17 protein-coding genes and 1 tRNA gene are annotated in these 19857 nt (G+C 73.3%); 10 read left to right on the top strand and 8 right to left on the bottom strand.

Annotated features, from left to right (window positions below; genetic code table 11):
• Positions 1 to 2: 2 nt before the first annotated feature.
• Complete coding sequence (locus PV789_RS19465) at positions 3 to 980, bottom strand: ACP S-malonyltransferase (RefSeq protein ID WP_212643652.1); 978 nt, start codon at positions 978 to 980, stop codon at positions 3 to 5.
• A 242-nt stretch (positions 981 to 1222) separates the two neighbouring features.
• Between PV789_RS19465 and PV789_RS19460 the strand changes: the two genes are divergently transcribed.
• The gene (locus tag PV789_RS19460) at positions 1223 to 2485 is read left to right on the top strand and encodes a PucR family transcriptional regulator (protein WP_274973967.1); all 1263 of its coding nucleotides are present in this window, start codon (positions 1223 to 1225) and stop codon (positions 2483 to 2485) included.
• A gap of 329 nt (positions 2486 to 2814) precedes the next feature.
• Positions 2815 to 3858, top strand: coding sequence for an MFS transporter (locus PV789_RS19455; protein WP_274973966.1), 1044 nt, complete (start codon positions 2815 to 2817; stop codon positions 3856 to 3858).
• A 115-nt stretch (positions 3859 to 3973) separates the two neighbouring features.
• Here the strand turns inward: PV789_RS19455 and PV789_RS19450 are convergent, their stop codons facing one another.
• A complete protein-coding gene (locus PV789_RS19450; protein WP_274973965.1) occupies positions 3974 to 5626 on the bottom strand; it encodes an alkaline phosphatase D family protein in 1653 nt (550 codons plus the stop codon).
• A gap of 128 nt (positions 5627 to 5754) precedes the next feature.
• Between PV789_RS19450 and PV789_RS19445 the strand changes: the two genes are divergently transcribed.
• The 4 genes from PV789_RS19445 to PV789_RS19430 all read left to right on the top strand — a co-directional run bounded on the left by PV789_RS19445 (position 5755) and on the right by PV789_RS19430 (position 7427).
• Positions 5755 to 6162 carry a secondary thiamine-phosphate synthase enzyme YjbQ gene (locus tag PV789_RS19445; RefSeq protein ID WP_212643656.1) on the top strand — a complete coding sequence of 136 codons (408 nt, stop codon included), beginning with the start codon at positions 5755 to 5757 and terminating at the stop codon, positions 6160 to 6162.
• A gap of 169 nt (positions 6163 to 6331) precedes the next feature.
• A complete protein-coding gene (locus PV789_RS19440; RefSeq protein WP_013153961.1) occupies positions 6332 to 6757 on the top strand; it encodes a DUF3052 domain-containing protein in 426 nt (141 codons plus the stop codon).
• 93 nt (positions 6758 to 6850) lie between these two features.
• A complete protein-coding gene (locus PV789_RS19435) occupies positions 6851 to 7303 on the top strand; it encodes a peroxiredoxin (RefSeq protein WP_248771214.1) in 453 nt (150 codons plus the stop codon).
• 50 nt (positions 7304 to 7353) lie between these two features.
• Positions 7354 to 7427 (top strand) — tRNA-Val (locus PV789_RS19430).
• 372 nt (positions 7428 to 7799) lie between these two features.
• On the opposite strand, the gene PV789_RS19425 is transcribed toward PV789_RS19430, so the two are convergent.
• Complete coding sequence (locus PV789_RS19425) at positions 7800 to 9224, bottom strand: non-reducing end alpha-L-arabinofuranosidase family hydrolase (protein ID WP_274978186.1); 1425 nt, start codon at positions 9222 to 9224, stop codon at positions 7800 to 7802.
• Between the two features lie 758 nt (positions 9225 to 9982).
• Here PV789_RS19425 and PV789_RS19420 point away from each other — a divergent pair.
• The gene (locus tag PV789_RS19420) at positions 9983 to 11539 is read left to right on the top strand and encodes a pectate lyase family protein (protein ID WP_475465442.1); all 1557 of its coding nucleotides are present in this window, start codon (positions 9983 to 9985) and stop codon (positions 11537 to 11539) included.
• Positions 11540 to 11674: 135 nt separating this feature from the next.
• On the opposite strand, the gene PV789_RS19415 is transcribed toward PV789_RS19420, so the two are convergent.
• Together PV789_RS19415 and PV789_RS19410 are read right to left on the bottom strand one after the other, a co-directional pair.
• Positions 11675 to 12547 carry an ABC transporter permease gene (locus PV789_RS19415; RefSeq protein WP_274973964.1) on the bottom strand — a complete coding sequence of 291 codons (873 nt, stop codon included), beginning with the start codon at positions 12545 to 12547 and terminating at the stop codon, positions 11675 to 11677.
• A complete protein-coding gene (locus PV789_RS19410; protein ID WP_274973963.1) occupies positions 12544 to 13500 on the bottom strand; it encodes an ATP-binding cassette domain-containing protein in 957 nt (318 codons plus the stop codon). The genes PV789_RS19415 and PV789_RS19410 overlap by 4 nt, the downstream gene beginning before the upstream one ends.
• Before the next feature lie 90 nt (positions 13501 to 13590).
• On the opposite strand from PV789_RS19410, the gene PV789_RS19405 reads away from it, so the two are divergent.
• The 3 genes from PV789_RS19405 to PV789_RS19395 all read left to right on the top strand — a co-directional run bounded on the left by PV789_RS19405 (position 13591) and on the right by PV789_RS19395 (position 16377).
• Complete coding sequence (locus tag PV789_RS19405) at positions 13591 to 14331, top strand: TetR/AcrR family transcriptional regulator (protein WP_274973962.1); 741 nt, start codon at positions 13591 to 13593, stop codon at positions 14329 to 14331.
• 255 nt (positions 14332 to 14586) lie between these two features.
• Positions 14587 to 15105, top strand: a complete 519-nt coding sequence (locus tag PV789_RS19400; protein ID WP_274973961.1) for a 3'-5' exoribonuclease — start codon at positions 14587 to 14589, stop codon at positions 15103 to 15105.
• Positions 15106 to 15294: 189 nt separating this feature from the next.
• Positions 15295 to 16377 carry a TetR/AcrR family transcriptional regulator gene (locus PV789_RS19395; RefSeq protein ID WP_274978184.1) on the top strand — a complete coding sequence of 361 codons (1083 nt, stop codon included), beginning with the start codon at positions 15295 to 15297 and terminating at the stop codon, positions 16375 to 16377.
• A 154-nt stretch (positions 16378 to 16531) separates the two neighbouring features.
• On the opposite strand, the gene PV789_RS19390 is transcribed toward PV789_RS19395, so the two are convergent.
• The 3 genes from PV789_RS19390 to PV789_RS19380 are packed head-to-tail and all read right to left on the bottom strand — an operon-like array spanning position 16532 to position 19826.
• Entirely contained in the window at positions 16532 to 17323 is a 792-nt protein-coding gene (locus PV789_RS19390; protein WP_274973960.1) for a hypothetical protein, read from the bottom strand.
• Entirely contained in the window at positions 17320 to 18744 is a 1425-nt protein-coding gene (locus PV789_RS19385; RefSeq protein WP_274973959.1) for a vWA domain-containing protein, read from the bottom strand. Before PV789_RS19385 ends, PV789_RS19390 begins: the two co-directional genes overlap by 4 nt.
• On the bottom strand, positions 18741 to 19826 hold the full coding sequence (locus PV789_RS19380; RefSeq protein ID WP_274973958.1) for an AAA family ATPase: 1086 nt from the start codon (positions 19824 to 19826) through the stop codon (positions 18741 to 18743). The genes PV789_RS19385 and PV789_RS19380 overlap by 4 nt, the downstream gene beginning before the upstream one ends.
• Positions 19827 to 19857 lie beyond the last annotated feature (31 nt).

Below are 19857 nucleotides of genomic sequence, written 5' to 3'. Positions count from 1 at the left end.
GGTTAGCCTTCCTGGTCGGTGGCCGCGGGGTTCCCGGCGTGCTCCTTGACGAGGGCGCCGGCGCGGTCGAGGTCGTCGGGGGTCTTGACCGCGAGGAGTTCGACCCCGCGCAGGGCGCGCTTGGCCAGGCCGGTGAGCGTGCCCGCCGGTGTGAGTTCGATCATCGCGGTCACGCCCAGGTCGGCCAGGGTCTGCGTGCACGCGTCCCAGCGGACCGGGGAGGAGACCTGGGTGATGAGGCGCTCCAGGTACTCGGGTCCGCTCTCGACCACGGCGCCGTCGGCGTTGGAGAGCAGGCGCACCGTGGGGTCGGAGGGGGACAGGGGGGCCGCTGCCGCCCGCACCCGCTCCACGGCCGGGGCCATGTGCTCGGTGTGGAAGGCGCCCGCGACCGACAGGGAGCGCAGCCGCGCCCGCTCGGGCGGGTTCTCGGCGAAGGCCGCGAGCTGCGCGGTGGTACCGGCGGCCACGATCTGGCCGGAACCGTTGTCGTTGGCCGCGGTCAGCCCGGCGGCGGCGATCGCCGCCAGCACCTGCTCGCGGTCGCCGCCGAGCACGGCGGTCATGCCGGTCTCGGTCCGCGCCGCGGCGTCGGCCATGCCCCGGCCGCGCTCGGCCACCAGGGCCATCGCGTCCTTGGGGGACAGGACGCCGGCGATGGCGGCGGCCGTGAACTCACCGACGCTGTGACCCGCGACGGCGTCCAGCAGGGCGCCCTCGGCGGGCAGCGCGGGGGAGGGGGCGGCCAGGGGGCCGAGCACGGCGGAGGCCGCGACGAGGCCGGCCCCGACCAGCAGGGGCTGGGCGACCGCTGTGTCGCGGATCTCGTCCGCGTCCGCGGTGGTGCCGTAGCGCACCAGGTCCAGCCCGGCGACCTCGGACCACGCCTCGACCTGCGCGGAGACACCGGGCAGTTCGAGCCACGGGGAGAGGAAGCCGGGAACCTGGGCGCCTTGGCCGGGAGCAACGATTACAAGCACGACATCAACCTTGCCCTGTAGGAGATCACCGGTCAGAGGGGGAGGAGCACGAACTTACTCGACACCGTTTGTTGGGACTCCACAAAACGGTGCTGAACGTGCTCCCTCGGACCCGGAACCGGTGGGAGAGGTCACCCTCCGACGGTACGCTGCGCGCGCGCCCGGTCACGCCAGCGGTTCGCGCCCGCCGGGGACACGGGGCGGCCCGCCGGCCGGGTGCCGCGGGATGCGAACCTGGAGAGGTGAACACCGAACCCCACCAGACCCCGGACGACCAGGGCGCCACGGCGGCCCCGGAGGGCGCGCACACCTCCGTCCCCACGGAGCAGGAACGCGTGCGCGCCGAGACCGTGCGCCGCCTGGAGCGCTCCATGGGCGCGCTCGGCACGGCCGCCGTGGCCCGCATGGAACAGCGCCTGGGCTGGTTCCGCCGGATGTCGGCCGAGGACCGCTCGTGGATCGGCCTGGTCGCCCAGTCCGGGGTGGCCGCCTTCGTCGACTGGTTCCGCAACCCGGTGCGCGGACGCCCGGCCATCACCGTCGAGGTCTTCGGCACCGCGCCGCGCGAGCTCACGCGCTCGGTCTCCCTCCAGCAGACCGTCGACATGATCCGCGTGGTCATCGACGTGGTCGAGGGCCAGGTGGAGGAGCTGGCCGCCCCCGGCGGAGCCCAGCAGCTGCGCGAGGCCGTGCTGCGCTACACGCGCGAGGTGGCCTTCAGCTCCGCGAAGGTCTACGCGCGCGCCGCGGAGGCGCGGGGCGCGTGGGACGCGCGCCTGGAGGCCCTGATCGTGGACGCCCTGCTGCACGGCGACCATGAGGACGGCCTCCAGACCTGGGGTTCGGCGCTGAGCTGGTCGCACACCCCGGTCGTCGCGGTGGCCGGGGAGGTCGGCGACGACGACGGCGGCAAGGTCCTGGACGACCTGCGCTCGGCCGCGCGCCGCCTCGGCCACGACGTGCTGGCCGGGATGCAGGGCCGCCGCGTGGTCGTGGTCATCGGCGTGGGGGACCGCTACCCGGCGGAGGACCTGCCCGCGGCCGCCGCCGAGCCGCTGGCCGGGCTCTTCGGCTCCGGCCCGGTGGTGGTGGGGCCCGCCGTCCCCGACCTGCGGTCCGCGGGGGCCTCGCTGCGCGCCGCGGTCAACGGGCTGCGGGCCGCCGTGGCCTGGCCGGACGCGCCGCGCCCGGTGCTCGCCGACGACCTGCTGCCCGAGCGCGCGCTCCAGGGCGAGGCCGAGGCGCGCGGGCAGCTGGTCGAGGAGGTGTACGTGCCCCTGCTGGGCGCGGGGTCGCCCCTGCTGGACACGCTCTCGGTGTACCTGGAGCACGCCTCGTCGCTGGAGGCCACCGCGCGGATGCTGTTCGTGCACCCCAACACGGTCCGCTACCGGCTCAGCCGTATCGCCGAGCTCACCGGGCGCACGCCGTCGGACGGGCGCGGCTCCTTCGTCCTGCGGGTGGCGGTCGCCCTCGGGCGGCTCGTGCGGACCGACGACGCCTGACCTCCGGGGTCGGCAGCCTCCGGCGCCTCCGGGGTCGGCCGGTTCCGGCCGCGGCCCCGCGGAGGGGAACCCGCCGCGTAACCTGATCGTTGCCTGTCATGTCCGTCCCCTTATGGAAGTTTCACCAGAGCCGGGTATGTCGGTAACTGGTTGTGTATGCCCGGGGACCACATGAAAAGGGATAGCTTTGTGGTGGGCGGGTTGCCGACGGGACCGTTGAGGCTGCGTCATCCTCGGGCGAAGGTCCCCGCACCGCCCCGTCACGACGTTCTTGGGGGGTCAACGCTGTGGTCGAGCGACCGAGGATAGGGTCCCGGCTCTTCCGTCCGATGATCGATTACGTTCTCGCGCCCACTCAGGAGGGTGAGCTGCGCAGACGGGCGCTGTTCTGGCTCCCCGCGCCGCTGCCCGTGCTGGGCGTGGTCTACCTGCTGGTCGGCGGCGGACTGGCCGCCGCGGGGTGGACGATACTGCTGGCCGCCAGCGTGGGCGTCGGAACGATGCTGCTCGCGCTGGTCGTGCAGCCCACGCCCCTCCCCGAGGGGCTGGTGCCGCAGGTCTCCGCGCGCCGCTCGCTGCACCGCTTCCGCCAGTTCACCGGGCTGCGCATCACGCTTGCCCTGGTGCCGGTGGTGATCGGCGCGGCCGCGTCGGTGATCGGCGGGGGCCTGTACCCGCTGTTCGCCGCGCTGGCGCTGGCCTGGCCGCAGCTGCTGCTGGCCCTGCCCACCTTCTTCACCATCACCAGGGCGCGCCGGGCCATGGAGGCGTGGGGCACCACCGCCTACCTGTGGCACGCGCTGTCGCGCCCGGCGAAGGTGACCTGGCCGGTCATCACCCCCGCGGTGCGCGGCTGGCGCGCCTGGCGGGCCGAGAACGCCCGGCAGGACCGGCGCAAGTCGGAGGAGGAGAAGGCCTGGAAGGAGGCCGTGCGCGAGGAGAGCGAGCAGGTGGGCGACACCGCCGCCGACCCGGCCGCCGCGGAGCGCACCCGGCCCATCCGGCCGGTGGACCAGGAGGCCACCGACGTGCTCCCGCACCTGGAGCCCGGCCGCCCGAAGGCGTCCCCGGCCGCCGACGAGGAGAAGCCGACCGAGGTCCTGCCGCATCTGGGCGCCGCGTCGGGGGACGGGGAGCCCGGCGGGGAGGTCCGGCCGACCCGGGCGATGCCCCACCTGGACGGGGACGCCGAGGCCGGGGACGACGCGGAGGACGGCGCCGGGGCGGAGACCGCCCCCGCCCGCACGCCCCGCGGCACGGTGAACCGGGCCCGGCACATCCTGGAGCAGGGCAGCGGCGCCCTCGGGCTCTCGGTGCGCAAGCCGCGGCGCGGCGCCCAGTCCAGTCGGCGCCCCACGCCCAACAAGCCCTGACCTGACAAGCCCTGCCCTGTCCGGGGGCGCCGTCGGCCGGTCCCGGCCCGCGGCGCCCCCGGCGGCGTTTCGCGCCCGCTCCGCGGGCGGGGGCCGCGCGCCGGTGCGGCGACCGTCAGAGGTCCGCGGTCATGCGCACGTCGGGCAGCGCGTCGCCCCCGCCCCGGGCGCAGTGGTACCAGGAGGCCCGGGCCCCGCGCCCGGCGAAGTCCACCTGGCCCAGGGTGTTGCCGAAGTAGGGGGCCGACCCCAGGTCCCAGCTCAGATCGGGCTCGGGGACCCCCGCCAGCCGCGTCAGCAGCCACCCGATCGCGCGCAGCGGGCGGCTCACCGACAGCCGGACCATGCGGCGCATGCTCGTCGGGGCCTGGTTGCACAGCGGGGAGGAGACCAGCTGGGTCACCCGGCTCGCGCCGCCCCCGCGGTGGCGGGCGCGCGCCAGGTAGGAGAAGTGCACGTCCCCGCCCAGGAACAGCACGGTGGCCGGTGCCGGTCCCCGTTCGCCCCGCGCCAGCTCGCCCACGGCGTCGGACAGGCGGCGGAAGGAGTACTGGAAGGCCGCCCAGTGCTCCAGGTCGATGTCCTGGCGCAGCCGTTCGGCGGGCCCCGTCAGCCACCGCCCCCAGGCGCCCGCGCACACCGCCTCGTTCCACGCCTCCAGCCGGTGCACGGCCGGGGGCAGCAGCACCGGGACGGTCGAGGCGACCACGACGTGGTCCGGCCCGCCGGTCAGGTGCCCGTCCAGCCAGTCGTGGCCCTGGGGTCCCAGGATCGACCTGGACCCGTCGGAGGGGTCGCCCTCGCCCAGGGCGCGGGAGCAGCGGGTGTCGGCCATCACGAGCCGCACCCCGCCGAAGTCGTGGTGGTGCCCCCACTGGTAGCTCGACGGCTCGCTGTGGGCCTGCCAGGCGAAGGCGTCGACCAGCTCCTCGGCGTCGCCGTCGGCGTCGCGCACCCGCTTCCACAGCCGGTCGCGGTCCCTCTCCTGCTCGGAGAGGTTGCCCAGGTGCTGGTACACCCAGTAGGAGCCCAGGCCGCTGGTGATGCGCCTGCGCCACCAGGGTCGCCGGTCCATGGCGCGCCGCCAGGCGGCGGAGGTGTTCCAGTCGTCGCGGACGTCGTGGTCGTCGAAGACCATCAGGGTCGGCACGGTGGACAGCAGCCACCGCACCTGCGGGTCGCTCCAGGCCTGCCGGTACAGCTCGGCGTACTCGTCGTAGTACACGACCTCGTCGTCGGGGTCGTCGCGGGCGCCCCCGCGGGCGCGCCGCTCGCGCAGGAACGCGAGCATCGACTCCCGCACCTCGTCGGCGTAGACCTGGTCGCCGATGAGCAGCAGCGCCAGGTTGCCCTCGACCGGTTCGCGGGCCAGCCCCCTGGCCGTGGCGCGCAGCATGTCGGGACCGTAGCGGACCACGCCCTCGGGCGAGTCGTGGGTGGGCGTGTGGCAGGACCCGTACAGCAGCCGCGTGGGCGCCTCCGGGTCCACGGTGCGCACCGTGCTGGGCGGGAAGGGGCTGTCCGGCTCCGGCCAGACCCGGTCCTCGTCCAGGAAGACCTCGTAGGGCAGGCGGGCGCCCGGGGCCAGCCCCGCCACCGTGCAGACGGCGTAGTGGTGGCCGTGCACGGTGAAGGTCCGCGCGGTCGCCTCGGCGGCGCCGTCGACCACGACGCGCACCGCGCAGGGGGCGTCCGTCTCCACCCACACCGTGGCGGTGGTCTCCCCCGGGTGCCTGAGCAGGGGCCCCAGAAGTAAAGAAGCAGTCACCGTTTCGCCTCCTTTCGACCAGGTTCGCACATGTGGGGGACGAGTATGGCCCCTCGCGGGGCCGAGCGCCATCCACAGCCGGGACCGGGATGGTTGCACGAGCGCCGCGCCTGCGCGAAGGTGGCGCTATGAGGACACAGATCCTGGAGCTGCACACCGGTGGATCGGAGAGCATCACCGACATCACCCGCCAGTGCGGCGACTTCGTCGCCGGGGCCGGAGGGGACGGACTGCTCAACGTCTTCGTCCCGCACGCCACGGCGGGTGTGGCGATCATCGAGCTCGGGGCGGGGTCCGACGACGACCTCCTCGCCTCCCTGGCCGACCTGCTGCCCGCCGACGACCGGTGGCGGCACAAGCACGGCTCGCGGGGTCACGGCAGGTCGCACGTGATGCCCGCCTTCGTCGCACCCCAGACCACCGTCCCCGTCGTCGGCGGCAGACTCGAACTGGGCACGTGGCAGTCCATCGCCGTGGTGGACCTCAACGTGGACAACCCCGACCGGCGGGTGCGCCTGTCCTACCTCTCGTCCTGACGGGCAAGGTTTGGCAGCGCGTTGACGGAACATGCCGCTAGCGTGTGAACTAGGCCATCAGCGATGGTCAGCGGACCCACGTGCCGGGCGCGCAAACAGCCCGGCGTCGTTGTGACAACTGCTTCGTGCAGGCAAGATTGAGAAAAACCATCTGTGGAGGAGAACTTTCGTGAGCGCGACCGCGGGCCAGGCACAGAGCGAACGCGGCTTGGCTGACCGACTCGGATTCAAGCCGGGTCAGGTGGTGCAGGAATTCGGCTTCGACGACGACGTCGACGAGAACCTGCGCGCATCCATCACCGAACTCACCGGTGAGGAGCTGGTCGACGAGGACTACGACGGCGACGTCGACGCGGCACTGCTGTGGTGGCGGTCCGACGAGGAGGAGGACCTCACCGACGCGCTGATGGACACCGTGACCACCATCGCCGACGGCGGAACCATCCTGGTGCTCACGCCCAAGGCGGGCCGTGACCTGCACGTGTCGCCCAACGAGGTCGCCGAGGCCGCGACGACGTCGGGCCTCTCCCAGACCAGCGCGGTCAGCATCGGCGCGGACTGGTCGGGTACGCGTCTGGTCGTTCCCAAGCGGTGACGGACGTCACCCGCCAAGGGTGAGGCATCCGGTGCCGCGCGTCCCCGAGGCGGGCGCGCGGCGCTGAGGAGTGCCCGCTGACGAAAGGGATCCATGACCGCCCCCGTGGGCGCCCCCGCGCCCGACTTCACCCTCCAGGACCAGTACGGCCAGGACACCTCCCCGGTGCCGGGCCGCCCCGTCCTGCTGGTCTTCTACCCGCTGGCCTTCTCAGGCGTGTGCTCGGGAGAGCTCGCCGAGCTGAGCGCGCGCCACCCCGAGTTCGCCGACCTCGGCGCCGAGGTCATGGCGGTGTCGGTGGACTCCGTTTTCGCCCTGCGCACCTGGTCCGACCGGGAGGGCTTCCCGTTCCCCCTGCTGTCGGACTTCTGGCCGCACGGCGGCGTGGCCCGGGCCTACGGGGTGTTCGACCCCCGGCGGGGCACCGCGCGGCGGGGGACCTTCCTGATCGACGCCGGGGGAGTCGTGCGCTGGTCCACCCTCACGGGGTTCTCCGAGCCGCGCGACGTGGACGAGTACCTGCGGGAGCTGCGCGAGCTGGTCTGAGACCCGGACGCGGTGATTCCGGCGAAGCGGTATGATCTCGTCCGACGCACGGGCGCGTAGCTCAGTTGGTTAGAGCAATTGCCTTACAAGCAATAGGTCAGGGGTTCGAGTCCCTTCGCGCCCACGGACTCAGGACGACCCTGCTCGGGGGCCTTCGGCCGCCTCGCCGGGTCGTCCTTCGTGTTTTCCGGGGGGAGACCCCCCGAACCCCCCGAGGTAACCCCCCTGCGGCCGGGGCCGCGGTGGTCGGCGGGGTGGACAGAGCGCTCTTTTGCGACGTGGGGCTTCGCCCCGGGGGCTGTAGTCGGTTTGCCCAGGGTCCACGGACTCAGGACGACCCTGCTCGGGGGCCTTCGGCCGCCTCGCCGGGTCGTCCTTCGTGTTTTCCGGGGGGAGACCCCCCGAACCCCCGGTGTGGGGCTTCGCCCCACGGGGGCGGGTTGTAGTTGGTTTGCCCAGGGCCCACTCGACTTCGGGACGGCCCTGCTCCGGGGGCTCAGCGCTGCAGCGTCAGCACCGCGGGCCGGTAGGGCAGGAGGCCGTAGTCGCCGCCGGAACCGGGGGAGCGCCCCTGGTAGAGGAACCGCATGTCGCAGGCGTCGACGGTCATGGTCTGGTCGGGGTTGGTCCGGATCAGTTCGCCGTGACTGATGTCGTTGGTCCAGGTGGCGCCGCTGTTGGCCCGGCCCGCGAAGGGGTTGCCCTCGGTCGCGGCCTGCGGTGTCCACGTGCCGTCCAGACTGGTGGCCGTGAACGAGCGGAAGTAGCGGTGCCCCTGCGCGCCGATGGCCTCGACGATCATGAGGTACCGGTTCTCGCCTTCCAGCCTGTAGACCTGAACCGCTTCGAACAGGTTGTTGGTGCTGTCGGACATGACGACCGTCGAGGTCGAGCCGAAGCTGCCCGGGAAGTCGCCGATGGGCATGTCCGCCCGGTAGATGCGGCCGTTGTCCCCGGCGAAGAACAGGTACATGTCCGTGCTGTCGCCGATGAGCGCCTGGTCGATGGGCCCCGTGGGGGAGTCACCGATACTTCCGGAGAAGAGCGTCCGCGGAGCCGACCAGCTGTTCACGTCGGCGGGGTCGGTCGACGTCCGATAGGAGAACGCGGGCCCGCCCCACTGGTAGGCGAGCACCCAGACGTCTTTGGGGGCGAAGTGGAGGAGTGTCGGCGCGACGGCTGAGAAGGGCATCGGGTTCTGGTTGGCCGATCCCATCCGGGACCAGTCCGAGAAGAGGCCGAAGTTCATCGAGCCCCATGACGTCCCGGTGTCATGGGTCGTCGCGTAGACGAGGTGCTGACCGTTGTAGGGGGCGTGGGTGAAGTCCTTGAGCGAGGCCCAGCCCGGCCTCGGCTGTGCCAGCGGTCCGGTCGACGTCCAGGTGTAACTCGACGGAAGGGCGCACGTTTCGCCGGGCCCCGAACCGTCGACGCGGACGAGTCGCCACTGCTGGTTGCCGCCGCCCCAGTCGTCGTACTGCACGATGCTGGCACCGTCCGCGGCCGAGGCGCCCTGGACCTCCACGACCTTGGCGCTGTGCCGGTTGACCAGTCGGATGTGTCCGCCGGGTGAGTCCTCCAACCGGAACTGCTGGTTGGCCTGGTCGTGGTCGGTCCACTGGACGATGCCGCCGCCATTGGCGGTCGACCAGTTGTGGACGTCCAGCACCTTGCCCGAATGCCGTGACCGCAACCGGTAGTAGCCGTCGCCGGAGTCGACGAACTGCCACTGCTGCTGGTGCTGGTCGTTACGTGTCCACTGGGTGATCCGCGCGCCGTCGCCGGTGGCCTGGTTGTACACGTCCAACGCCTTGCCGCTGTCGCGGTTCACCAGCACGTACCACGCGTCGGTGTCCACCGTCGCCGCCGCGGCGGGCGTCGGCACCGTCACGGCACCGGCACCACCGACGACCATGGCCATCACGCCGACGACGAGGGCCCGCAGTAACCACCCTCGCGGTCGTGGGGGCGGCGAGATCGAAGACCTGCTCAACGTAGACATCGTTCTTCCTCCAAGGACCTGGAGCCGCGTTATCCGCACGAGGGGGGTACACCACGAGTCCTGGGCCTTCATCTGTGATGTTAGCGTTAACATTTTTTCGGGTGTCCTGGCGCACGCTTGAACCGGGATCCGGTGTGCAGGCCTGCCCGGAAAGCCAGGGGGCGTCGTTGGCCTTGCCGTTGAATCTGAGCGAGAACACTCCGGAAGTCAAGCCGTAAATTTCATTAATCTTCCGGAATTTGCGGGGTTCGCCACTGGGCGCACGTCGAAGCTCCCGGCGGGTCCGTGGAAGCACTGATGCGACGCGTCCGGGTGTGCGCTTGCGGGGCCTGTGCGCTCCGCGTCTCCGCCTGCTCGCCTGTGTCTGGATTGCCGGAGAGTGTCCGTTTCTTCGGCTCGTCGTCTCTGAACGCCGGGCGGCGGTCCGGCGTCGGCTGGAGACGGTCTCCCCGTTCCGTGGCGTCGCCGGTGGGGCGCATCAACCGGTTGCATACTTTGAGGGACTCGATCCCAGTTTTTTCGCCGCCGTCAGTAAATGCGCAGTTCACGGGCATGCAACACTGTCGCAACACTTGTCCCTCTTGCAAGCGTTTGCATTAACCCTCTTGACATGGAAAGCGCTTTCTCTAATGTGAGTTGGAACACCCCAGTACTCATCCCTACTGGAAAGGCAAGCGGTGAGAAGAACAACCACGCGTCGACTCCTGTCGACGTTGGCCGCCTCGGCGGTGGTGGCAGCCGGTCTGGCCATGCCGATGTCCTCGGCGGCCGCGCAGACCGGTAGCGCCACGGGTTACGCGACCCAGAACGGCGGGACCACCGGCGGCGCGGGCGGGCAGACGGTGCGGGCCACGACCGGAACCCAGATCCACGAGGCCCTGTGCAACCGGTCCAGCGCCAGCACCCCGGTCATCATCGAGGTCCAGGGGACCATCAACCACGGCAACACCTCCAAGGTGTCGGGCGACAGCTGCGACACCGCCGACGACGTGATCGAGCTCAAGAACATCAGCAACGTCACGATCGTCGGCACCGGCAGCGGAGCCGTGTTCGACCAGCTGGGCATCCACATCCGTGAGTCCAGCAACATCATCATCCAGAACGTGACCGTCCGGAACGTCAAGAAGTCCGGCTCGCCCACGTCCAACGGCGGCGACGCCATCGGCATGGAGAGCGGTGTCCGCAACGTCTGGGTCGACCACGTCACCCTGGAGGCGTCGGGCGGTGAGTCGGAGGGCTACGACGGCCTCTTCGACATGAAGAACAACACCCAGTACGTCACCCTCTCCTACAGCATCCTGCGCAACTCCGGTCGCGGCGGCCTGGTCGGGTCCAGCGAGAGCGACCGCTCGAACGGCTACGTCACGTACCACCACAACCGGTTCGAGAACCTGGACTCGCGCGCGCCCCTGCTGCGCGGCGGCATAGGCCACATGTACAACAACCACTACACGCAGCTGCACGAGTCCGGCATCAACTCCCGGGCCGGCGCCAGAGCGAAGGTGGAGAACAACTACTTCGAGGACTCCAAGGACGTCCTAGGCACCTTCTACACCGACGAGAGGGGCACCTGGGAGGTCGGCGGCAACATCTTCGACAACGTGACCTGGTCCAGCCAGGGCGACGAGAACTACCCCGCCGGGCCCAACCCCGAGTCCACCACGTCGGTGAGCATCCCCTACTCCTACGAGCTCGACGACGCCGGGTGCGTGCCGGGGATGCTGGGCCAGATCTCGGGCGCGAACAAGGGCAACCAGGTCTCGGACGGCAACTGCGAGGCGGAGAACCCGCCGGACCCCGACCCGACCGACCCCCCGGACCCGGACCCGACCGACCCGCCGGACCCTGACCCCACCGACCCGCCCGAGGGGACCAACCTCAGCAGCGGCGCCGGAGCCGACGGCTCCGGCAAGGCCAGCGGCACCAGCTACGGCAACGTCGTCGACGGCGACATGGGCACCTACTGGTCGCCGAGCGGCTCGACCGGCCGCATCTCGGTCAAGTGGGACTCCGACGTCACGGTGTCCACGGTCAACATCCGCGAGGCGGCCGGGGCCGAGGGCAACATCGGCTCCTGGCGGGTCGTCGACCACGACAGCGGTGACGTCCTGGCCACCGGAAGCGGAGCGGGCGTCATCGACATCGACCCGACGACGCTGCGCAAGATCAACTTCGAGATCACCGGCTCGAACGGCACGCCGCGCGTCGCCGAGTTCGAGACCTACGCCGGCTAACAGCTCACCCGTGACCGATCCGGCCCGGAGCACCTGAGCCGACCGGACACCGGCCGGTCCGCCCGATTCGTTCGGACGGACCGGCCGTTCCGGCGTCGACGCCGGGGCCGGGCCGTGGGTGCCGCCTCGGCGGTACTACCCGCCCAGGTTCCGGAACCGCCGCACTGCCAGCGGGACGAAGACCAGCATGATCACGACCGGCCAGACGAGAGCACCGCCGATCGCGTGCCCGTCGATCCAGTAGCTCGCCCCGCCCGTGCCCGCGCCTGGGGTCGCGAAGAGTTCGCGGATGGCGTTCGCCGTCGAGGACACCGGGTTCCACGCCGCGATGGCCCCGAGCCAGCCCGGCATCATCTCCGGCGGGGCGAAGACCGAGGAGATGAAACCGAGCGGGAAGGCGACGGCGAAGAGGGAGCCCGCCACCTCGGTGTTCCTGATCACCAGGCCCAGGTAGACGCCCACGAAGATCAGGGCGAGCCGCAGCCACAGCAGCAGTGCGAAAGCGGACAGTGTCTCGACCGGGCTCCCGCCCGCGCGCCAGCCGATGACCAGCGCCAGCCCCGCGATGACCGCGAGGTCGATCGCCGCCTGGATGATGTCGGCGACCCCTCGGCCGGTCACCACGGCCGACGGGGACATGGGCATGGACCGGAAACGGTCCATGAACCCCTTCTCCTTGTTGAGGGTCACGGAGAACGCCGTGTTCATGAACCCGAAGGCCATGATCATCGCGAACATGCCGGGCATGGCGTAGTCGACGTACCCCTCGCCCGCGCCCTGTCCGGTGACGTCCATGGCCGAGCCGAAGACGTAGACGAACATGAGCACCATCACCACCGGCATGCCGAGCTGCCAGGCGAACGTGGAGGGCTGTCGTGCCAGGTGGGTGAACTCCTGCACGACGATCGTCCAGCAGTCCCTGACCGCCCAGACGAGGCGGGAGACGGGGCCCGAGGGCAGGACCCGGGAGGCCGTGGGGGAAGGGTGCGTCCGGTCGGGGGCGCTCATCGGGCGGTCTCCTCGGCGAGCCGTGCGGTCAGGTGGAGGAAGGCCTCGTCCAGGGTGGGCCGACGCAGCCCTATGTCCGCGATCTCCAGACCCCGTCGGCGGACCTCGGCGGCGACCTCGGTCAGCGCGCGGACGCCGTCGGCCACGGGGACGCTGATGCTTCCCCCGGTGAGCGCCACGTCGACGCCGACCACCCGGCCGACGACCTCGGCGACCCGGGGCAGCGCGTCGGGGTTCGCGACGGCGACATCCAGCCGCTCGTCACCGATCCGCCGCTTCAGTCCGGCCGGGGTGTCGTCGACGAAGTTCCTGCCCTCGTGGATGACGCTGATCCGGTCGCAGAGCTGGTCGGCCTCGTCGAGGTAGTGGGTGGTCAGCAGCACCGTGGTGCCCTGTTCGGAGAGCCCGCGCACCGCGTGCCAGACCTCGCGCCGCCCCGCCGGGTCCAGACCGGTGGTCGGCTCGTCCAGGAAGAGCACGTCCGGGGCGAGGATCATGCCGGCGGCGAGGTCCAGTCTGCGACGCATCCCGCCGGAGAAGGTCCCGGGCGAGTCCTTGGCGGCCTCCGCCAGTCCGAAGAGGTCCAGCAGTTCGTCGGCGCGGCGGCGGGCCGCCGCCTTGTCCAGCCGGAAGAGCCGTCCGAAGGTGGTGAGGTTCTGCCGGGCGCTGAGGAGGTCGTCGACGGCCGTCCGCTGCCCGACCAGGCCGATGCTCGCGCGGACCTCCCGCGGTTGGGTGCGCACGTCGTAACCGGCGACCGCCGCCTTCCCCGCGTCGCCTCTGGTGAGCGTGGCGAGGACGCGCACCGCCGTCGTCTTCCCCGCGCCGTTGGGACCGAGCAGACCGTGGACCGAACCGCGGGGCACCGTGAGGTCCACTCCGTCGAGGGCCGGTCTCTCTCCGTACCGCTTGGTCAGACCACTGGTCAGGACCGCTGGTTCCGATGGCCTCACGGGAGCCTCCCGGTTCTGGGTACGTTGTACGCAGCACGGTAGCGTACGCTGTCCGCAGTACGCAACCGCCTCCGCGCAGAGGGAGAGGGCATGACCGAGGAGAACCCGCTCGCCCGGAGCCAACGACTGCTCTGGGAGGGCCTCCCCGAGTCCCGGAAGGGTCCCAGGCCCACCCTGTCCCTGGAGCGGATCGTGAACGCCGGTATCGCCATCGCCGATGCCGAGGGCATCGATGCCCTGTCCATGCGCAAACTGGCCGCTGCGCTCGGGATGGGCACGATGTCCCTGTACCGCTATGTTCCGAACAAGTCCGAGCTGCTCAACCTCATGCTCGACCACGTCAGCGGCACCCAGCTCGGCCGCCTCGACCCGGACGGCGGCTGGCGTGACACGCTCACCACCGCCGCGTGGCGGGGCCGGGAGCTGTACCTGAGGCACCGGTGGCTTCTCCAGGTCAACTGGAGTCGGCCGGTGCTGGGCCCCAACAGCGTCGCGGAGATGGAGGAGACCATGTCCGGCCTGGCGGACCTGCCCTTCGGCGACCGGGAGAAGTTCATGGTGATCTCCGCTCTGGACTCCTACGTCACCGGTTCTGCGCGCCAGAGGATCCTGTACGAGAACGCCACGGCCGAGAGCGGCATGACGGACGAGGAGTTCTGGGGCAACCAGCTCTCGGTACTGGTCAGGGCCATGGAGTCCGGCGGCTTCCCCACGATGGCGGCCATGGACGACGACGCCCTCGACACGGACTGGGAGGAGACCTTCGCCCTGGGACTGAGGTCGATGCTGGACGGAATCGAACGGGAGGCGGCGCGCCGGGCCGCCCGTTGAGCGGGCGTCGGCACGGGGCGGAGGGGGGACCGGGGCTCCCGACGGCTGCCTCCGCGGACTGCCGACGGCGACTCGGCCGGTCCGCCCGATTCGCTCGGACGGACCGGCCGTCGCGTGCCGACGGGTGCGTCTTCGCCCGGCGGAGGCGGCGAACCCGCTGACGCGGGGCCCGCACGTGTGCGACCGTGGCCGACGGGCCGGACTCCACGCGGCACGGGCGCACCGGCCCGTCTGGCCGCCCGGAGGGGAGCGCACATGCGCGTGTACTACGACACCGAGTTCGTCGAACGGGGACCGGACCACCCCCTGGTCCTGGTCAGCATCGGCATGGTGGCCGAGGACGGCCGCGAGCTGTACGCGGTCAGCTCCGAGTTCGACCAGGACCTCGTGCGCTCGCACCCGTGGCTGTCCGAGCACGTCTGGCCGCAGCTGCCCCTGCGCGGCGGGCCGGAGGACGCCGTCCTGGACACCGGCCACCCGCATGTGCGCACCCGCGGGGAGATCGCGCGCATGGTGCACGAGTTCCTGCGCGACACCCCCGAACCGCAGCTGTGGGCGTGGTACGGCTCGTACGACCACGTGCTGCTGTGCCAGCTGTGGGGAACGCCCCGGGAGATGCCGCGCGAGGTGCCCTTCCTCACCCACGACCTCAAGCAGGAGGCGGTCCGGCTGGGCGACCCGCGGCTTCCGCCCCAGAGGTCGGGGCAGCACCACGCCCTCGCCGACGCCCGGCACCTGATGCGGCGCGCGCGGTGGCTGCGGGAGCACTCCTGACCCGGGCCCCTGTCGTCGAGGGCCCTTCCGGCTCCGGTCGGCGCGGGCCCGGTCCGCGGTGGCCGTCCGAGCACCCGGGGCGGCCCGCGCCCGTGTCCGGATACGCCGGGCATCGGAATTTTCCGGGTATCCGGGTACTCCGGGCATCCCACCCTAGGATGGGTGGACGCCGAAGCGAGGGGAAGCACGATGGTCCGGCTCACCAGGGCGCAGCGCCAGGCCCGTAACCGGGCGCGCGTGCTGTCCGCGGCCGGGGACGAGTTCGCCGAGCACGGTTTCCGCGACGCCAAGGTCGACCGTATCGCCGAACGGGTCGACCTCACCCGGGGCGCGGTCTACTCCAACTTCCCCGGCAAGCGCGCCCTGTACCTGTCGGTGCTGGCCGACGCCGCCGAGCGCTCCGCCGACGCCGCCCGCCCCGAACCCGGGCACACCGCCCGCGCGGCGCTGGGCGCGCTCGCCCGCGCCTGGGCCTCCCGGCTCCCCACCACCGGCGAGCCCCCGCTGACCGGGACCGCGCTTCCGCCCGAGGTCCTCTCCGACGAGCCGGTCCGGAGCGCCTTCGCCCAGCTCATGCGGTTGAACGCGCTCCTGCTCGGCCTGTCCCTGGAGGCGTTGGCGCTCCCGTCCGACCCCGGCGGGCGCCGGGTGCGCGTGGCCGGGACCGTGCTCACCACCCTGTACGGGACCGGCCAGCTGGTCGGGGTCGCGCCCGGCTTCGCTGATCCCTTCGCGGTGGTGCGCGCCTGCGAGCGCCTGGCAGACCTGGACCTGGAGGACGCCTGGCCGCCGCCCCACCTGGAGCACGTGCGCCGGGCGGTGCCCGCCGACGAGGAGTGGTCGCCGCCGCAGGCCTTCGACGCGGTCCGCAGGCGCGCCGTGTCCCTGGCCGGGGACGGGATCGTGGCGGTCCTGGGCACGCGCCGCCTCGAAGCGGCGGAGGAGGCACTGCGCTCCGCGCCCGCGGGGTCCCCGGTGACCGCCGTGGTGGTCACCGGGGACCCCGACGAGCTGACCCCGCTCGCGCGGTTGGCCGTGGCCGACCTGTGCGGCTGCCTGCGCCAGGCCTTCCCCGAACGGGCCTGGCCGCGCCTGCGCGTGGTGTTCGACCCCTCCGGTGAGATCGCCGCGGCCGCGGGCGTGCCCGTGGTCGGCGACGCCACCGAGAGCGCCGTCCGCGTCGTCGGCGGACGGATCACCGCCCGCTCCGACGCCCGCGGCGCGGGCCACGCAGTCTCCGCGTTCCTCGGCGAGCGGGCGGGCCGCCGGTAGACGTCCCCCGGGCAGGGGGCCGGTCGGCCCTTCCCGAGAGGCGGTCCGCGAACCGGAAGGCCCGCCCCGTGGTCTCGTCCACAGAGGCCTGACCGGCGGTCCCGGCCTGTCCGGTGACGCCGGTCCCCCTCGGGAACCGCGGCAGCCGACCGTTTCAGGAGGGCTCCGTCCCCGTCCCCTCCTCCGTGCCCGGTTCCGCTGCCGGGGGCCGACCGCCCAGGGCGCGCAGCACCCGCGCCCCCTCCGGTCCCGTGCCCGAGGCGCGGGCCCGCGCCGCCTCGGCCGAGCCGAACCCCGCCACAGCCCAGGCCGCGACCTCCCCGCGGGGCACGCCCGCGTCCCACCACGCGCACATGAGCGCCAGCGCGTCGCGGCCCTCCCCGGCCAGCGCCGCACCCTCCCGAGGGGAGAACCCGATCGCCCGGTACACCCGGGCCTGCGCGGGGTCCGCCCCCGCGCGGGCCCACGGAACGGCTTCGGCGCCGTCCCAGCCCGTGTCCAGGTAGGCGCGCGCGGTCGCCGCGGGCACCCCCGCCGACAGCAGGGCGTCCAGGGTTCGGGCCTGCCCCTCGCTCAGGTCCAGCCCGGGGGCCCGCCGCACCGGCAACAGGGCCCGCAGCAGCCGACGGGGCCGGGGGCGCTCGCCCGCCAGGTGCCGTTCGGCCGCCTCGGCGGGGGAGTAGCCCAGTTCGTGCCAGCGCACGGCGTCCCCCGGGGTCATCCCCGCGCGGAGCATGGGCCGGACCGTGTACGGGGTCATCCCGGCCGCGCCCCACTCCAGGGCGGGGCCGGGCCGGTACACGCCGCTGCCGCGCCAGCGCTCGGCGGAGTCCAGCACGAACCCTGCGTCGATCCAGCGGCGGGCGTCCGCCACGGTGAAACCGCGCGCGGTCCACAGGTGCAGGTCCTCGGGGCCGGGTTCGTGGTCGTCGAACGCGACGTTCATGGTCTCCTCCGTCCGTCGGGGCCCTCGGCGGGACCCGGGTTCGCGGGTGGCGCCGTGCCGTGGGCACCGGCACCCGTCCGTCCGTGTCGGGGGTCGGCGGGCAGGGGCACCACGTGCGCCCAGTCCGGCGGTGGCGGCGGCGCGGCCGGGCCGCCGACCAGGCCGACCGCCACCGGTACCGCCGGAGGCCGGTCCGGCCAGGGCGTGTGCCCGTCGGTGAGCACCAGCAGCAGGTCCGGGCGGGGGCGGGTCGCCACCGCCGCCGCGATCCCCTCGCGCAGATCGGTGCCCCCGCCCCCGACCAGCCGGATCTCCGCGGCCCGGCGCACCGTCTGCACGGGGTGGGCGCGCAGGTCGCAGCAGACCACCCGCAGCCGTCGGCCGGGCCCGCAGACCCGGGCGAGCACGGCGGCGGTCTCGGCCAGGAAGACCTCCAGCACCGGGTCCGGGATGCTGCCGGAGGTGTCCACCACCACGGCCACCTCCGGCGCCGGGGCGACCATGGACGGCAGCACCGCCGTCCCGCCGCGCACCCGGGGACCGGGACGGCGCGAGGGGCGCCGGTAGGAGAAGTCCGTCCGGCCCGCGGCCCGGTGCGCGCCCCGCCGCACGACCGCGCCCAGCCTGGCCCGCCAGTCCACCGACGGGCGCAGCCGCTCCCGCGCCCACCGCAGCCACCCGCCCGGAACCCCGGTCCGCGCGGCGGCCCGCGCGGTGATCTCCCTGGCCAGCGCCAGCTCCAGCAGGTCCCGCTCCAGGGGGTCCAGGCCGCCGGAGGCCCCCGCCGACGCCGCCGGCCCCCGCGTCCCGTGGACGGCGCCGCCGCAGTCCACCGGGTCGGCGACGCTCCGCCCGCCCCGGGAGTGGGCCTCCTCCAGCACCTCGATCAGGGACACGTACTCCTCGGCCATCCGACCCTCCGGCAGGCCCAGCGCGCGTGGCGAGAGCACCCCGTCCGGGACGGGCAGCCCCTCGGCCTCCAGGTCGTCGTTGACCTCGGCGTCCGCGGCCCAGTTCCACAGGCGCGCTTCCCGGTCGCGGTCCCCGCCCCCGCCGGAAGCCGGACCGGAGTCCCGCCCCGGCCCGGCCGTCCCCGCGGTCCCCTCCGAATCCGGTGAGCGCTCGGCGTGGCGGCGGACCAGGTGTCCGATCCCGTGCAGCAGCCACCAGCCCGACTCCTCCACCGGGGTCGCGGCCACCGTGCCGGGGTCCAGGTGCACGTTCCACCGGGTGTCGGCGGGCAGGGCCCGAAAGTCCGGGTCGGCCACCGGCTCGCCGCCCGCCCCGTCCAGACGAGGCTCCAGGACCACCGGGGTGAGCGCGAACAGCGCGTGCGCCAGGTACGGGGCGCGGGCCGCCGCCCACAGCCGCGCCGACGCGAACCGGTCCAGGGTCGGGTCCCGCCGATCCCGCGCGCTCACGGCAGCATCCCCGCCGAACGCAGGGCCGGGGCCAGGTCGAGCAGGGCCCGGGGCGTGGCCGCCCCCTCCGGCCGCCCGGCCGCCAGGGTGCGCGCGGCGGTCGCCGCCACGTCCGGGACGGTCCGCGCCACCCGGGCCACGACCTCCCAGGACCGTTCCCAGACCTCGGTGCCCCCGTCGGCGACCACGTGCGCGGCCAGCGCGCCGAGCAGGGCGTACAGCCGGTCCGCGCGGTCGGGCAGTGCGGCGGAGGGGTCGTCGAGCAGTTCCTCGGGGGAGGGCAGGTCCAGGGTGCGCAGCCACGACAGCGCCTCGAAGCCCGCGGCCTCGCCCACCGCCCCGGTCACCAGGGCGGCCACGGCCTCCTGCATGCCGGGGTTGGCCCGCCCCGCCGCGAGGGCCACCGCCGCCATCTCCCAGCTGCGCGGGCTCGGCCAGCCGCGCCCGGAGCGCTCGGGGGAGTCGGGGACCGACAGCACGAGTTCGGGGCGCACCCGCAGGAACGCGCCCACGGTCGCCCGGGCGGCGGCCACCCGCGCGGGGCCGGGCGGTTCGGGTCGGTGCGGCCCGGAGGCGAAGCCGTGGACGAACCCCTCGGCCACGTCGGCGGCGCCGACCTCCCAGTCCAGGTGGACGAGCCGGTTGGCCAGGGGAGCGGACAGCTCCCAGCCGTCGGCGGCCAGCCCGGGCGGGTTGGCCGCGGCGACCACGCGCACCCCCTCGGGCAGGGCGAGGTCCCCCACGGCGCGTTCGAGCACCACGCGCAGCATGGCCGCCTGGACGGCCGGGGGCGCGGTGGTCAGCTCGTCGAGGAAGAGCAGGCCCGAACCCCGCGCGGCCAGGCGCTCGGCCCAGCGCGGGGGAGCGAACCAGGTGCCGTCGTCGCGGACGACGGGCAGCCCGGAGAAGTCGCTGGGCTCGCGGATGGAGCCCACCACCACCTCCACGGGCAGCTCCAGCGCGCGTCCCAGCGCCGTCACCGCGGAGGTCTTGCCGGTCCCCGGCGCGCCCCACAGCAGGACGGGCAGGTCGGCGCGGACGGCGAGGGCGAGCGCCGTGCGGACGGCGGAGTGGGATGTCATCTGGTCCTCCCGGGGTGTGCGGGCGGGGTGC

Source organism: Nocardiopsis camelliae (assembly GCF_028993595.1).
Taxonomy (GTDB): Bacteria; Actinomycetota; Actinomycetes; order Streptosporangiales; family Streptosporangiaceae; genus Nocardiopsis; species Nocardiopsis dassonvillei.
This window is presented reverse-complemented; position numbering and strand designations above follow the sequence as displayed.